A 15,261-nucleotide genomic window follows, 5' to 3' on the forward strand; every position below is an offset into this window, starting at 1 on the left:
AGGCCATGCGCCTGATTCGTTCCCTCATCCGCCTTCTGCTGCTCGTCGTCGGCGCCGTCATCGGCCTCGGCCTCTTCCTGTTCGCCGTCGTGGTCTTCGTGGTGTTTCTTCTGGTCAGCCTGCTGACCGGCCGCAAGCCCAATGTGCGGTTCCGCATGAACCAGAACCCCTGGGCGCCGCGGCGGCCGCAGGCGCCGGCGGCGGCCGATGTCGTCGACATCGAGGCCCGCGAGGTCAAGGACCCGGTGCCTTTGCCCTTGCAGCCGCCCCAGCGCTGACCGGCGGCGCTGTCAGATCGACCGTCCCGTACCAGGCCCTGGCCGAGGCGCGGATGTTGTCGCTGTCGGTCATGACGGCCATGGACATCAGCGGCCCCGGCTCCTCGCCGAAGGCCAGGCGGAAGTCGGCGGCCAGATCGCGCCGGTGGTCGCGCCAGCGGCGCAGTTCAGCCGGGCCGGAGTCGACGACGATCTTGCGGATGCGGTCGCTGCGCGCGTTGACGACGACGGTGCCTATGGGCAGCTTGCTGTCCCACACGTACATCAGCGTCGCGTAGGGCGGCAACTCGCCCGTCAGGGCCTGCACGAGGTCGAACTTCATGCGCGTGCGCAGTGGCAGCCGCTCGTTGTCGCCGCCAAAGCCGAAGATGACGCGTGCCACGGCGTCCTCGCGGTCGATGTCGGCGACGCTGGCGTTGGGCATCAGGCCCTGCACCCACCAGGAAAAGCTGACTTCGCCGACTTTCGCCAGCGACGGCTGCAGGCGCTTGCGCCAGATGCTGGCCGAGCGGTCGGAAGCGGCCTCCAGCGCCGGCCGGCCGTCTTTCTCGGTCCAGCTGTAGCGGGTCGCAGTCTTGCCGGGCAAGTGCAGCGGCTGCCAACCTTCAGCGGTGGGCGGCGTTGCGATGGGGGCAGAGGCGCAGCCTGCCAGCAGGGCGGCTGCGCAAAGCATCAGCAGAGAGGTCTTCACCAGGTCTTGCGTTGGAGTTCTTCGAGGATCTCGCCATATATGCGGTATCTGCCGGCGCTGATCAAGCCCGCGTCGACCGCTTTGCGCACGCCGCAGTCGGGTTCGTGAATATGTGAACAGTTGGCGAAGCGGCAATTGGCGTGCTCGCGCAGGTCGGGCATCCAGCGCCACAGCTCGGCGGCGTTGATCTGGCGCAGGCCGAACTCCTGGAAGCCGGGCGAATCGATGAGCGCCGTCGTGCGCGTCTCGTCGGTCCAGTACCACTGCGTCGTCGTCGTCGTGTGGCGGCCCGAGTTGAGCGCCTGCGAGATCTCGCCGATCTGGGCCTTCGCGTCTTTCACGAGCAGGTTGATCAGCGTGCTCTTGCCCGTGCCGCTGGGGCCGAGCACGAAGGTGCGCTGATCCTTCAGCCACGGGTCCAGCGTGGCGCGCGAACCCTCGGGGTCGGCCTTGAGCGCGACCTCGAACATCTTCAGGCCCATCGCGTGATAAGGCGCCAGCCGTTCGCGGGCGGAATCGGTGCCAGGCAGATCCGTCTTGTTCAGCGCGATGGCCATGCGGATGCCGGCCGACTCTGCGGCGATCAGCGAGCGCGTCAGCTGCGATTCGCTGAACACCGGCTCGACGGCGACGAGCACGAGGAGCTGATCCAGATTGGCCGCGAAGCTCTTGGTCTTCCACTCGTCCTGGCGGAACAGCAGGTTGCGCCGCGGCTCGACGGCCTCGATGACGCCTTCGTCACCGGAATCGGCAAAGCGCACCTGGTCGCCCACGACCGCGTCACTCTTCTTGCCGCGTGGGTGGCAGACGAAGCGCTTGCCTTCCGAGTCCTCGACGATGTAGTGGCGGCCATGGCCGCGCACCACCAAGCCCAGGTCGAGACCCTGGAACTTGCTCATGTACCGGTCGCTTCGGGCAGTGCGCTCACTTGTGCCGCGCAGATCGCGTCGTTCAATGTCAGCCCGCCACGCGAATGCGTCGTCCAGCTGACGGTGCAGGCGTCATAGCTGACGAGCATCTCGGGGTGATGGTCCTGCGCATGCGCGATCTCGGCGACGGCGTCGACGAAGGCCATCACCTGGTAGAAGTTGGCGAAGCCGAAGCGCCGGCCGATCAGCTTGGCCTCGGGGTCGGGCAGCCAGCCGGGCAGGGCGGCCAGCACGCGGTTGCGTGTGTCGGCGTCCAGCAGCGCGGCCTTCGGATCACATTGGGCAAGCAGCAAGTCGGTCATGAGGCGAGGGCTGCAAGACGTTCGGCAGCAGGTGGGTGTGAGTAGTAGAAGCGGGCGTAAACCGGGTCCGGCGTCAACGTGCCGGCGTTGTCTTCGTGCAGTTTGAGCAGCGCGGATGACAGGTCCGCAGCGCTGGCCTGCGCGCGGGCATAGGCGTCGGCCTGGAACTCGTCCCGACGCGAGAAGTGGCTGGCCAGCGGCGTGACGAAAAAGCCGAACACCGGGCCGGCGAGCATGAACAGCAGCAGCGCCAGCGCGTCATTCGGCGCGCTCAAGTTGGGCTGCACGCCCAGGCCCAGGTAGAAGGCCGGCTGTTGCGCCAACCAGCCCAGCAAGGCAAAGCCGGCCAGGCTCATCGCAAAGGCCAGCATGATGCGTTTGGTGATGTGCTTGTGCTTGAAGTGGCCCAGCTCGTGGGCCAGCACGGCCTCCACCTCGCCGCCGTTGAGCTTGGCCAACAGCGTGTCGAAGAAGACGACGCGCTTGGCCGGGCCGAAGCCGCTGAAGTAGGCATTGCCGTGCGCCGAGCGCTTGCTGCCGTCCATGACGAACAGGCCCTTGGCCGCGAAGCCGCAGCGGGCCATCAGGCGCTCCACGCGCTCTTTCAGCGCCACGTCGGCCAGCGGCTCGAACTTGTTGAACAGCGGCGCGATGACGGTCGGGTAGAGCACCATGACGAGCAACTGGAAGCCCATCCACACGGCCCAGGCCCACAGCCACCAGCGCGGGCCGGCGGCGCCCATCAGCCACAGGATCAAAGCCAGGATGGGCAGGCCCAGCAGCACGCCCACGGCCAGGCCCTTGAGCATGTCGGCCACGTACAGCCCCAGCGTCATGCGGTTGAAGCCGAAGGCCTGCTCGATGCGGAAGGTGGAGTACAGCTCCCACGGCAGGTCCAGCAGTGAGCCGATCAGCGCGAAGGCGGCGACCAGGCCGAGCTGGTAGCCCATGGTCTGCCAGCCCTCGGGCAGAGATTGGCTGGCTTGCAGCACCCAGCCATTCAGCACGTTCAGGCCGCCCAGCAGCGTCCAGCTCAGCAGCACGGCGGCATTGAAGGCCAGGGCGAGCAGGCCGAAGCGGGAGCGGGCGATGGTGTAGTCGGCCGCCTTCTGGTGGGCCGCCAGCGTCACGCTGCCGGCAAACGCCGCCGGCACGTGGTCGCGATGGGCGGCCACATGGCGGATCTGGCGCGAGGACAGCCAGAACTTGACAAGCAGGGAAGCGGCGAGTGCGACTGCGAACGCGAGAGACAACAGCGTGGGAGACATAGCTTGCGAGTTTAGGCTGCGAGAATTCCGCCTCACTCAGAGTGAGCCCACCATGTCCGACACCCTTGCCCTCAGCGAAAACAACCTGATCTGGATCGACCTCGAGATGACGGGGCTCTATCCCGACACCGACCGCATCATCGAGATCGCCGTCGTCGTCACCGATGCCAACCTCGAGCAACGCGTCCAGGGCCCCGTCTTCGCCGTGCACCAGAGCGACGAGACACTGGACGCGATGGACGCCTGGAACAAGGGCACGCACGGCCGCAGCGGCCTCATCGACCGCGTCAAGGCGTCCACCGTCTCCGAGGCCGATGCCGCCACGCAGACCATCGCCTTCCTGAAGCAATACGTGCCCAAGGGCAAGAGCCCCATGTGCGGCAACAGCATCTGCCAGGACCGCCGCTTCCTCGCCAACTACATGCCGGAGCTGGAGAGCTTCTTCCACTACCGCAACCTCGACGTGTCGACGCTGAAGGAACTGGCCAAGCGCTGGAAGCCATCGGCGCTGGAGGGCTTCAAGAAGGCCCAGGCGCACACGGCCCTGGCCGACATCCAGGAGTCCATCGAAGAGCTGGTGCACTACCGCACCCATTTCCTGAACCTGGCCTGACGAGGCCCGCGCGCGTTTGCTGCACGCCGCCTTCGACTTCCCCCGCCACCCGCTGGCCCGCGAGGACGGTGAACGGTTGCGCGGTTGCTGGACGGCCCCGCCGTCGAACTGGTTGCGGGCGACGCGGCTGGAGGACGTCCGGGCCGTCATCGCCGAGGCCGAAGCCGCCGCGCGAGCCGGCGCCTGGGTTCTGGGCGGCCTGCGCTACGAGGCTGCGGCGGTGTTCGACAAGGTGCTTGCAACCCATGCCGCCGCCGCGCCCCTGGCTGAATTCGCCGTCTACGACACGGCGCCGGAGCCTTGGGACGAGGTGCGGGCCGCGCACACCGGCCTTCTCGGCTGGCTTGATGTCGAACCGGACGCGACCGCCGCCATCGAACGCATCCGCGACTACATCCGGGCCGGCGACTGCTACCAGGTCAACCTGACGACGCGGCTGCGGGCGGCGGGCTGTGCGCTGGACCCGGAGCAGCTCTTCCTCGCGCTGCATGCCAGCCAGCCCGGCGGCTTCAGCCTGTTCCTGCGCGATGCAGGCGCAGCAAGCGTCTCGCCCGAGCTTTTCTTCGACTGGCGCCCCGTGCCTGGCGCCAAGGCGAGCTGGCTGCTGGCCGCGCAGCCGATGAAGGGCACTGCGCCGAGAGGCCGCGACCGTGTCGACGACGAGGCCGCCCAGCAGCACCTGCGCACCAGCGAGAAGGAGCGGGCCGAAAACCTGATGATCGTGGACCTGTTGCGCAACGACCTCAGCCGCGTCGCGCAACTGGGCACGGTGCGCGTGCCACGGCTGTTCGAGCTGCATGCGCTGCCCACCGTCTGGCAAATGACCTCCACCGTGACTGCCGTCAGCCGCGCCGGCCTCACGTTGCCAGACGCCTTCGCGGCGCTCTTCCCCTGCGGCTCGGTGACCGGTGCGCCCAAGGTCCGGGCGATGCAGGTCATCCGCGAGCTTGAAGCCCGCCCGCGAGGCTGGTACTGCGGCGCGCTGGGGCTGATCCAGCCGGGTGGCGTCGCGACCTTCAATGTGCCCATACGCACCGTCGAGTTCGGCGATGGCCAGCTCACCTGCGGCATCGGCAGCGCCATCACGCTGGACAGCGAGCCGGCCGCCGAGATCGCCGAGTGGCGGGCCAAATCGCGCTTCCTCGCCCGCGCCGAGGCTCCCGCCGAAGCGCTGGAGACGCTGCGGCTGGAAAGTGGCGTGGCGCTGCGCGGTGATGCCCACCTCGCGCGCATGCAGCGCACGGCACGCCACTTCGGCCTGCGTTTTTCGCTGGCCGAAGCGCGCGCCTATCTGAAAGCGATCGCTGAAACACGCGCCGAGGGCAACTGGCGCTTGCGCTTGACCTGCGACGCCGCGGGCAACCTCGCCCACACGCTCGCCGCATTCACGCCCACCGACGAGCCGGTGAAGCTGGCGCTGGCCGACGGCCCCATACCGACGCTCGGCCCCCGCGCCGAGTTTCTCGCGCACAAGACGACGCGCCGCGAGCTGTATGCCTTCGCCAAGCCGGCCGAGGCCTTCGACGTGATCCTGTGGAACGAAGCCGGCGAGCTGACCGAGTGCAGCTTCGGCAACCTCGCCCTGCAGCTCGAGGGCCAATGGCTGACACCGCCGCTGGCCGCCGGCCTGCTGCCTGGCGTGATGCGTGCCGAGCTGCTGGCGCAAGGGCGTATCAGGGAGGGGCTGCTGACCCGCGAAGACCTGTCCTGCGCGTCAGGACTGGCATTTTTCAACAGCCTGCGCGGCTGGCTCACTGCGGCACTTATCCAAAGTGCTTGAGTAAAAACCCTGAGCTGTGCTACAGTCGCGGCTTCGCCTGGAGGCCAACTCCAGGTGTTCCACGTCTCCTCTGACCTCGTTCGATCAGCGCATCAAGCCGGCATCGAACTCCGAACACGGATCGGTCGGCGGCGATGAAGCCGTCGCTTTGACTGACTGTTCCCCCGCGCCGCACCCGGGTTGCTGTAACAAGCCCGAGCCGCACGACGCGAGCTGATCTATCTCCCAGCGACTTGATGATGATTCCGAAGGGCACCTACTGCCCCTCGGCGCTGCGCTTTTGTTTGCGCGGCGTGAATGACCACGAAAGAACGAGATGAGTTTCGATACCCTGGGCCTGAACGAAGTTGTGCTGAAGGCCGTGAAAGATTCCGGCTACGAGAACGCCACCGACGTGCAGACGCTCGCCATCCCCGCTGCCATCGCCAACAAGGACCTGATGGTCTCGGCGCGCACCGGTTCGGGCAAGACCGCTGCCTTCATCCTGCCGGCGCTGGAAAAGATCCTGGCCGCACGTGCCGACGACAGCAAGAAGCGCGAAAAGGGCAAGATCTACGGCCCCAAGATCCTGGTGCTGGCCCCCACCCGTGAGCTGGCCATGCAGGTCGCCAAGGCCGCGCAAACCTACGGCCGCTTCATTCCGGGCCTGAAGGTCGCGACTGTGCTGGGCGGCATGCCCTACCCGCTGCAGATCCGCCAGCTGATGGGCCCGCTGGACATCCTGATCGCCACCCCCGGCCGCCTGATCGACCACATCAATTCCGGCAAGTGCGTGCTCGGCAATGTCGAGATGCTCGTGCTGGACGAAGCCGACCGCATGCTGGACATGGGCTTCATCGACGACATCACGATGATCGCCGGCAACACCCCGGCCGAGCGCCAGACGGTGATGTTCAGCGCCACGTTCGCGGGACACGTCGGCCGCCTGGCGCAGAACCTGCTAAAGGACCCGCAGCGCATCGAGGTGGCCAACCACACCGACACGCACGAGAACATCGAGCAGCGCCTGCACTGGGCCGACAACCCCCATCACAAGGACCAGTTGCTCGAATCCATCCTGGCGCTGCCGGAGATGGAGCAGGCCGTCGTTTTCACCAGCACCCAGCGTGACGCCGACTGGCTGGCCGAGCGCCTGGCCGAGATCGGCCACTCGGTCGCCCCGCTGCACGGTGCCATGCCCCAAGGCAAGCGCAACCGCGTGCTGCAGGCCCTGCGCAGCAAGCAGGTGCGCGTGCTGGTGGCGACCGACGTTGCAGCCCGCGGCATCGACGTGCCGACCATCAGCCACGTCATCAACTACGGCCTGCCGATGAAGGCCGAGGACTATGTCCACCGCATCGGCCGCACCGGCCGTGCCGGCCGCCAGGGCCTGGCGATCACGCTGGGCCTGCGTGACGACGTGTCCATGATCCGTCGCATCCAGCAGTTCACGACGCAGACCATCCCCGTGCAGCAGATCGCCGGCCTGGAACCCAAGACGCAAGAGCCGCGCATTTTCCCGCCGCGTCCGGCTGGCTCCTTCGACGACCGCGGCCCGCGTGGCCACTTCGGTGGCGGCGGTGGCCGTCCTGGCTTTGGCAACAAGCCTTTCCGTCGTGAAGATGGCCCGCGTGGCAACTTCAACGCGGGTGGCGGCCGGCCGTCGTTCGGTGGCGAGCCGCGTCGTGAAGGCTTTGCTCCGCGTGACGACCGTGGCTTCCAGCCGCAGGGCGACAACCGTGGCTTTGCACCCCGTGCCGAGCAAGGCTTCCAGCCGCGTGACGAGCGCAGCTTTGCGCCGCGTCAGGACGACCGTGGCTTCCAGCCCCGTGACGACCGTGGTTTCGCGCCGCGTGGTGACCGTCCCTTCACGCCCGGTGGCAAGCCCTCGTTCGGTGGCCCGAAGCCTGGCTTCGGCGGCCCGCGCAAGGGCGGCTTCGGTCGCTGAGCGACTGAGCAAATGAAGAAGCGGGCCTCGGCCCGCTTTTTTTATTTCAGGAAGGGTGTCAGCCAGCGCATCTGCGGCTTGTCTTTGCCGTCCGCACCCGGCTCCAGCGACAGGAAGTAGTCGCCCCAGGTCGGGCCGCCGGCCCACCACAGCCAGCCGGCCCAGACGTCGGCGTTGGCTGCCAAGTGCTTGAGCGCGCCGTTCACGGCCTGCTCGCAGACGGCATTGGCGCCGCCGCCGAGTTCGCCCAGGATGGCGCGCTTCTTGTTCGCCTTGAGCCAGGCGGTGAAGCGCTGCAGCCGCTCGACGCCGATCTGGGGGCTGACGCACTCGACGCTGGTACCTGAGCCGTCCTTGTCGAAGTACTGGTGGACCTCGTACATCATGTGGTCCAGCGGATCGCGGACTTTGCCCATGACGTCGGCATTGGGCGTGCCGTACCACTTGCTCTCGAACCAGCTCCAGGCGCCGGTGTAGCCGTTGCCGGGCAGCGTGATGAGGTTCTTTGCGCCGGTGGCGCGGATGGCGTCGACGGCGGCTTGCGCGGCGTCCGCCCATGTCTCGGTAGGCATGTTGCGCGGCTCGTTGACGAGGCCGAACTGCACCTTGGGATTGGCCTTGAACTGCAGGGCCAGCCGGCGCCAGAAATCGGCGAAGGCGGCGATGGGCACCTCAGGCTTGCCGACATGCACCTCCTTGTAGGCGGCGTAGTTGTGCGGATCCAGCAGCACGTACAGGCCGCGAGCGGTCGTGCCGTCGACGAACTCGCGCAGGCGGGCCAGCTCGGTCGCGTCGAGCTCGCCATTCAGCGTGGGCTGGAGGCGCTCCCAGCGGAAGGCGATGCGCATGACATTCATGCCCTTGGCCTGGTAGTAGGCCGTGCTGGCCACCGTCGGGTAGACGTATTCCTTGCCGTAGACGCCGGGGAAGGGCAGCTTCTCGCCCCACTCGGCGCTCGACAGGCTGATGCCGCGCCATTCCAGGGGTGCGGCAGCGGCCGCGGCCGAGACGGCGAGCAAAGCAGAGCACAGCAGATTTTTCATGCGGCCTCCTTGGCCGGTGGTTGGACACCGAGGGCGGCCAGCACGTCCTGGCACGCACCCATGGTGTGGTAATCGGTCTTGCCGGCGGGGCTCTTCTCATCGGTGACCTTGGCGTTGTCGGGCGCCAGGATGCGGTACCAGGCGCCATGCTCGTGGTCGACGAAGTGCTGCCAGGCGTAGGCCCAGATCCGGTCGTACCAAGTCCAGCAGGACTCATCGCCAGAGCGCACGGCCAGCCAGGCGGCGGCGGCCAGGCTTTCGGCCTGGACCCAGAAATACTTGTCTCCATCACACACCTCGCCACCGGGCGCAAAGCCGTAGACGAGACCGCCGTGGGTCTCGTCCCAGCCATGCTTCATCGCGGTGTCAAAGAAGTGGCGCGCGGTCGGGTAGAGCCAGGCCGGTGCGGCGTCACCGAGCCGGCGCTCCAGCATCAACAGCAGCTTGGCCCACTCGGTGAGGTGGCCGGTCTGGAAACCCCAGGGCCGGAAGATGTTGGTGTTGTCGTCGCGGTTGTAGTCCCAGTCGGGCGTCCAGTCGGCCTTGTAGTGCTCCCAGACCAGGCCGCCTGCGAGGGCCGCCTGGCGTTGCGCGATGGAAGTGGCCAGCGTCAACGCGCGATCGAGGTAGCGGGCCTCGCCCGTGGCGGCATGGGCGGCCAGCATGGCTTCGCAGGCGTGCATATTGGCGTTCTGGCCGCGATAGGTGCCTGTTTGCCAGTCGGGCGTTGACTCGTCGGCGTAGAGGCCGTGAGACGCTTCCCAGAAGCGCTGCTCCATCAGTTCGAAGGTGGCGGCGATGCCTTCGCGAGCGCCCGGCACGCCGGCTTCTGCGGCATGCGAGTTGGCCAGCAGCACGAAGGCCAGGCCGTAGCAGTGGTTGGTGCCATCGGTGACGGTGGCGCGGCCGTCCTGCCAGTCCAGCACCCAGGCGTAGCCGCCTTGCGGTTGCTGGTGGGCCTGGTTCACGAAGGCCAGCGCATGCGACACGTCGTCGACCGTCCCGCCGAACCAGCGCCAGGCCAGCGCGTGGTTGAAGACGAAGCGCGTGCTGCTCACCAGGTGGCGGGTGCGGCGGTCGTAGATGGTGCCGTCGTCCTTGAAGAACTGGAAGCAGCCGCCGGTGGCGTCCTTCACGCGCGGCGCGTAGAAGGCCAGCGTGTGGCGCATATGGGCCCACAGCGCCTCGGGCTTGCGCAGGTCGGGGATGTTCATTTGAGCACCTCTGTTTTCAGGAAGCGGGTCAGCTCGTCGGCCATCTGGGCGTGCACGTCGATGCGCGGATGGGCGTACGCAAACGCCTGAAAGGTGTGGGTCCAGACCTTGGCGTCGCCCTCGGCGCGCAGCGTAGCGACGGCCTGGTTCAGCGCGCGGGGGATGGCGGGCTGCTCCTTCCACGCGGTCATGCCGCCGGCAAGCAGCACGAGCGTCGCCTGCGGGTAGCGAGCGCGCAGCTCGCGCACGAAGGCCAGGTAGCGGGCACCGAAATCAGCCGCGATGGGCTGGCCTTTCGACGCCGGGAAGCCGTGGTCGTTCTGGCCCAGGTTGAGCAGCACGACATCGGGCGCGCGTGGGTCGGGTGGCGCGACCGCAGCGTCCAGGCGCGGGGCATAGCGGTTCCAGATCTGCGGCATCAGCAGCTGATCCCAGGTGGCCGTGATGCCGATGCCGCTGACGGAGATGCCAACGTAATCCGCACCCAGCCTGGCGGCCGTGACGGCGCCATAGGCACGCGTGCCGTCATGGGGGTAGAGATCGTCGTACTGGTCGTCGCCGACGTCGCCGTTGCAGGCGCCGGCGGTGATGGAGTCGCCGTAGAACTCCAGCTTCAGGGGGCGGGCTGGCGGCGGGTCGAGCAGCTTGCCGCCTTCGGCCAGGCGCATGCCGTGGAAGGAAGCTTCGGCCATGGAGGCCTCGGTGCGCTTGATCAGACGCAACGTGTGTTCACCGTCGGCCAGCGGCTCGCGCAAGCGCCACGCCGTCCAGCCCTGTCCAGGTACGGCCAGCGGGTGCACCTTTCCGTCGATCTCGACCGTGAAGTGGCTGGTGCCCCAGTGCGTGGATGAGAACTCCAGGCTCAGCTCGCGGCCGGTGAAGCGGGCGCGCAGCTCGCTGCCGCTCCAGGCCAGCAGCCTGGACGTGGGCAGTGGCCCGGGGCCGATGCGGCCGACCCAGCGCAGTTGGGGATCGTTGGCCGGGATCAGGCCGGCGCGGTTGGTGGGCGCCTCGCGCACGAAGTCGCTGCTGCGCAGCGCGGGCGGCAGGATGCCGGCGGACATCAGGGCCAGGAAGCTCGCCGGGCGGCCGCTGCCGGCCCATTCGTCGCGCTTCACGCGCACCGTCAGCAGGTGCGCAGTGGGTTCCAGGGTGCGGCCGACCACGGTGTAGTGCCAGCCGAGATAGCCCTTGCGCTCGGGCACATGGCCTTGCAGCGTCACCCAGGGGCCTTCGTCGACGCGGGCTTCGAGGTTGCGGTAGTGCTCGCTCTCGGCATGGAAGACGGCAACCTCGCTGCCGTAGACGAGGAAGCGGGCCTCGGCGTCGTCAGCCTTGGCCGCCCAGCCGGGCTGCTGGCCGGTCCACTCGGGGTGCACCTCGCCGCCGCGCTCGAAGCCGTCCACCTGGTAAGGCTTGAGCGTGTCGCCCATCAGCAGCCGCGTGAACTCGTGGGCACGGCCGAACAGCGGCTCGGGCAGGGGGCTGGCTGCGGCGGCGGTGCGCTGGGTGCGCAGCGTCTCGGCCAGCGCCTGCGCAATGCGCTGGTGGCCGGTGGCGTTGGGATGCACGGGTTCGTCATAGAGCGCGGCCCAGCGGTCCTGGCCGGCATCGACGCGAGCCTGCATCCAGCGGCCGAAGTCCAGCGCCACGAGGCCGTAGTGGGCCGCCAGCTTCAACTGGATGTCCACCGCGTCGCGCGCCTGGTTGCCTTGCTGCGTCAAGCCCAGCACGACGACGGCGGGCGGCTTCTTCGCACTGAGCAGGCGGCGCAGGATGGCTTCAAAACTGCTGCCGCGCACGGCGGGGTCCAGCCATTGGTCGTTGACGCCAAATTCGACGATGACGAGGTCGGGTGCGGCGTCCAGCACCTGGCTTTGCAGTCGCTGCACGCCGGCTGCCGAGTCCGTGCCACTGACACCGGCGTTGACCAGCTTGACCTTGGGGCCCAGCGATCTGGCCAGCAGCGCGGCCCACCCCTTCTCGCGCGGTGGCTGAGCGGCATAGCCGGTCGTGATGGAGCCACCGAGGGTCGCAAGGGTGATGGGCTCGCCGGCGTCCAGCCTTTGCATGACCGCTTGCAGCCGCGCATTGGCGTGGCCCAGCGCCGGCAGCATCAATGACAAAGACAACGCAAATCCTTTCAACCAGTTCATATCAACCTTTGGTGGTGCCCGCTTGCCGCCCCCCGGGAGACGGGCGAGACAGGCCGCAACGGCGGGCTGCAGGCGGCGGCTTGTCGTCGGCCACCGTTCAATTGACCAGGCACGCGGCTTCGGCCGGCGGCGCTGCGGTAGGGAACCGGCGCGCCTGGGCGCCCGGACGAGCGCAACTCTCATGGCAGGCGCAAAACCGTGGCCGTGTCGGTCACGTTGTCTCGTTGCTGTTTACTAAACGACGGCGATTATGGGCGCAAGTTTGCAGCCCGCGTGGGCTGTGTCATCAGGAAAACATCGGGACTATCCCCGAGTGCGGTCTCAAATATAGAGAAACAGAATGCGCAACAAAACAATGTTTAGCTTTGCCATCCGAGCGAAGCAGGAGACGGCCGCAACCACCCTGGAGCGGCACATGGGCTGACCACCTTGACCGGCCAGCCGGGTCTCCTGCCGCGGGCCGGCTGCGTGACTTGACGACTGACACGACGTGAAATCTCAACGACTGATTGACCTGCATGAAGGCTGGGCCGTGGCCGAGGTGCCCATGGGTACCGATGGCCTGGACGCTGCCGCATTGACAGCGTTGCCAGCCGATGTCTGGCTGCCCGCCGCCGTGCCCGGCACGGCGCATGGCGCGCTGCTCGCGGCCGGGCGCATTCCCGACCCCTTCTACGGCCGCAATGAGCTGGATGTGCGCTGGGTGGCCGAGCGCCGCTGGGCGTGGCGGCTGGCTTTCGAGGTGGGTGAGCTGGCCGAGCGCGAGGAACTGGTCTTCGAGGGCCTGGACACCTATTGCACCGTCTTCCTCAACGGCGAGCGCCTGCTGCAGTCCGACAACATGTTCGTGCCGCAGCGAGTGGACGTGCGCTCGCGCCTGAGGCCCGGCGGCAATGAGCTGCTGATGGTTTTCGAGCCGGCGCTGGCCGAGGCCCGCAAGGTGGAGGCCGTGCAAGGCAAGCGCGCGCTGTGGAACGGCGACAGCGCCCGGCTGCATGCCCGCAAGGCGCAGTACCACTTCGGCTGGGACTGGGGTCCTGAGCTGGTCACCTGCGGCCCGTGGCGGCCGGTGCGTCGGGACAGCGGCTCGGCGCGCATCGCCGACCTGCACTGCCGCAGCGAGGTTGATGCCGTGCGCCGCACCGCGACGCTGCAGGTTGCGGCGCAGCTGCGAGGCGCCGGCACGCGCTGCAGCTTTGAATTGCTGGATCCGCAGGGCCGCAGTGTGGCCTCGCGCGCGGTGCCGGCGGCCAAGGCGGTGGGCGCGACGCTGTCGGTCACCGACGCTCAGCTCTGGTGGCCGCTCGGTCTGGGCGCCCAGCCCCTCTACACGCTGGTCGCCCAGCTTCAGGACGACCACGGCCAGGTGCTCGCCGAGGACAGCCGGCGCATCGGTCTGCGCCATCTGCGTCTGGTGCAGGCGCCCGTCGACGGCGAGGCCGGACTCAGCTTTCACTTCGAGGTCAATGGACACGACCTGTTTGCCGGCGGCGCCAACTGGATTCCCGACGACAACCTGCTGGAGCGCATCACGCCGGCGCGCTACCGCGAGCGCGTGGCCCAGGCCGCGGCGGCCAATATGAACATGCTGCGCGTCTGGGGCGGCGGCATCTATGAGCACGAGGCCTTCTACGAGGCCTGTGATGAGTTCGGCATCCTGGTCTGGCAGGACTTCCTCTTCGCCTGCGGCATCTACCCGGCCAACGCCGAGTTTCAGGCCAGCGTGCGCGCCGAGGCCGAGGCCGCGGTCAAGCGGCTGCGCCATCACGCCTGCATGGCCCTGTGGTGCGGCAACAACGAGGACTACATGATTGCCGAGTCCCAGGGCCTGGCCGGCCCCGGCATCCCGGCGGAGCGCTTCGAGGCGCGGGTCATCTACGAGCAGTTGCTGCCCGAGGTCTGCGCCGCGCTGGACCCGGACCGCGCCTACTGGCCCGGCAGCCCCTTCACGCCAGGCGCCGATGTGAAGTCATCTGACATGACGGTGGGCGACCGCCACAGCTGGGAGGTCTGGCACCAGCAGATGCTGCCCTACCAGAACTATGGCGAGGTCCAGGCCCGCTTCGTCAGCGAGTTCGGCATGCAGTCCAACCCGTCGCTGGCGTTGTTCGAGTCGGTGCTGCCCGAGGCCGAGCGCTTCCCCGAAAGCCGCACGGTGCAGTGGCACAACAAGGCCGGCTCGGCGAGCGGGCCGGACGGGCACCGCCGCCTGGCGGTCTATCTGGCCGACAACCTGCGCGTCGGCCCGACGCTGGCCGACCACGTCTACGCCACGCAGTTCGTGCAGGCCGAGGCCATGCGCGTGGCCTACCAGGACTTCCGCCGCCGCTGGCAGCGGCCGGGTGCGCGTGCCGTCAGCGGCGCGCTGGTCTGGCAGCTCAATGACTGCTGGCCGGTCACGAGTTGGGCGCTGATCGACTCCTCCGGCACCGTCAAGCCGGCCTGGCACGCGGTGCGCCGTGCCCTGGCGCCACTGGCCGTCGCGGTGCGGCTGGAGGCCGGCCAGGTGCGTTTCGCCGTCATGAACGGCAGCCTGGAAGGCCGGGCGCTGGCGCTGCAATTGCGCGTTTTCGCCATGGACGGCCGCGAACTGGCCAGCGCCCGGGTTGCCCAGGATGTGCCGGCCGTCGCCTGCATTGAGACCATGCAAGCGCTGCCGAGCTTTGCCGAGCCGGTCGTTGCGGAGCTGTGCGCGCTGGACGCCGATGGCCTCGAACTGGCCCGCGACTGCGCCTGGACCGAGCCCTTCAAGTTCTACAGCCTGGCCGGCGCCCGCATCAACATCACCACGGACGGCCAGGCCCTGCTGTTGAGCAGTGACAGGCCGGTGAAGGGGTTGTGGCTCGCCGGCAACGGCTTGGCGCTCGCCGACAACTTCATCGACCTCGTTCCCGGCTCGCCGCGCCGAATTAACTCAGAGATAGCGCTACCAACATCGATTTATACCGCTTCGGTCGATCATGCGAGACACCAGATCGCATTGTTTGATAGGGGAGGCGCAACGCAGGTGGAATGAGTGAATCCCCTGTCCCTGATTGTCCCGATGCCGTTGGGCAGGAC

Annotated in this window: 12 protein-coding genes; 5 read left to right on the forward strand and 7 right to left on the reverse strand. The window is 68.0% G+C overall.

The genetic code is table 11. From position 1 onward, the window contains the following. The first annotated feature begins 5 nt into the window (after positions 1-5). Complete coding sequence (locus tag AC0IZJ_RS14780; protein WP_471851027.1) at positions 6-278, forward strand: hypothetical protein; 273 nt, start codon at positions 6-8, stop codon at positions 276-278. Here the strand turns inward: AC0IZJ_RS14780 and AC0IZJ_RS14785 are convergent. The 4 genes from AC0IZJ_RS14785 to AC0IZJ_RS14800 are packed head-to-tail and all read right to left on the reverse strand — an operon-like array spanning position 235 to position 3,468. Further along, positions 235-969 carry a DUF3047 domain-containing protein gene (locus tag AC0IZJ_RS14785; protein ID WP_471851029.1) on the reverse strand — a complete coding sequence of 245 codons (735 nt, stop codon included), beginning with the start codon at positions 967-969 and terminating at the stop codon, positions 235-237. The genes AC0IZJ_RS14780 and AC0IZJ_RS14785 overlap by 44 nt on opposite strands. Then, complete coding sequence (rsgA, locus tag AC0IZJ_RS14790; protein WP_471851031.1) at positions 966-1,868, reverse strand: ribosome small subunit-dependent GTPase A; 903 nt, start codon at positions 1,866-1,868, stop codon at positions 966-968. Before rsgA ends, AC0IZJ_RS14785 begins: the two co-directional genes overlap by 4 nt. Continuing rightward, on the reverse strand, positions 1,865-2,200 hold the full coding sequence (locus AC0IZJ_RS14795; protein ID WP_471851033.1) for a 4a-hydroxytetrahydrobiopterin dehydratase: 336 nt from the start codon (positions 2,198-2,200) through the stop codon (positions 1,865-1,867). The genes rsgA and AC0IZJ_RS14795 overlap by 4 nt, the downstream gene beginning before the upstream one ends. Continuing rightward, positions 2,197-3,468 carry a M48 family metallopeptidase gene (locus tag AC0IZJ_RS14800; RefSeq protein WP_471851035.1) on the reverse strand — a complete coding sequence of 424 codons (1,272 nt, stop codon included), beginning with the start codon at positions 3,466-3,468 and terminating at the stop codon, positions 2,197-2,199. The genes AC0IZJ_RS14795 and AC0IZJ_RS14800 overlap by 4 nt, the downstream gene beginning before the upstream one ends. A gap of 52 nt (positions 3,469-3,520) precedes the next feature. Between AC0IZJ_RS14800 and orn the strand changes: the two genes are divergently transcribed. The 3 genes from orn (at position 3,521) to AC0IZJ_RS14815 (ending at position 7,788) form a co-directional block, all read left to right on the forward strand. Continuing rightward, positions 3,521-4,081: an oligoribonuclease gene (orn, locus tag AC0IZJ_RS14805; RefSeq protein ID WP_471851037.1), complete on the forward strand. Its 561-nt coding sequence runs from the start codon at positions 3,521-3,523 to the stop codon at positions 4,079-4,081. 16 nt (positions 4,082-4,097) lie between these two features. Continuing rightward, positions 4,098-5,861, forward strand: coding sequence for a chorismate-binding protein (locus tag AC0IZJ_RS14810; RefSeq protein WP_471851040.1), 1,764 nt, complete (start codon positions 4,098-4,100; stop codon positions 5,859-5,861). Positions 5,862-6,177: 316 nt separating this feature from the next. Next, positions 6,178-7,788: a DEAD/DEAH box helicase gene (locus AC0IZJ_RS14815; protein WP_471851042.1), complete on the forward strand. Its 1,611-nt coding sequence runs from the start codon at positions 6,178-6,180 to the stop codon at positions 7,786-7,788. A 41-nt stretch (positions 7,789-7,829) separates the two neighbouring features. Here the strand turns inward: AC0IZJ_RS14815 and AC0IZJ_RS14820 are convergent, their stop codons facing one another. Genes AC0IZJ_RS14820 through AC0IZJ_RS14830 form a run of 3 tightly spaced genes read right to left on the reverse strand, consistent with a single transcriptional unit; the run spans position 7,830 to position 12,177 of the window. Continuing rightward, on the reverse strand, positions 7,830-8,831 hold the full coding sequence (locus AC0IZJ_RS14820; protein WP_471851045.1) for a glycoside hydrolase family 5 protein: 1,002 nt from the start codon (positions 8,829-8,831) through the stop codon (positions 7,830-7,832). Beyond that, entirely contained in the window at positions 8,828-10,045 is a 1,218-nt protein-coding gene (locus tag AC0IZJ_RS14825; RefSeq protein WP_471851047.1) for an AGE family epimerase/isomerase, read from the reverse strand. The genes AC0IZJ_RS14820 and AC0IZJ_RS14825 overlap by 4 nt, the downstream gene beginning before the upstream one ends. Continuing rightward, entirely contained in the window at positions 10,042-12,177 is a 2,136-nt protein-coding gene (locus tag AC0IZJ_RS14830; protein ID WP_471851049.1) for a GDSL-type esterase/lipase family protein, read from the reverse strand. The genes AC0IZJ_RS14825 and AC0IZJ_RS14830 overlap by 4 nt, the downstream gene beginning before the upstream one ends. Before the next feature lie 514 nt (positions 12,178-12,691). Between AC0IZJ_RS14830 and AC0IZJ_RS14835 the strand changes: the two genes are divergently transcribed. Further along, positions 12,692-15,217, forward strand: a complete 2,526-nt coding sequence (locus AC0IZJ_RS14835; protein ID WP_471851052.1) for a glycoside hydrolase family 2 protein — start codon at positions 12,692-12,694, stop codon at positions 15,215-15,217. Positions 15,218-15,261 lie beyond the last annotated feature (44 nt).

The sequence above is a fragment of the Roseateles sp. AC306 genome (assembly GCF_979253795.1).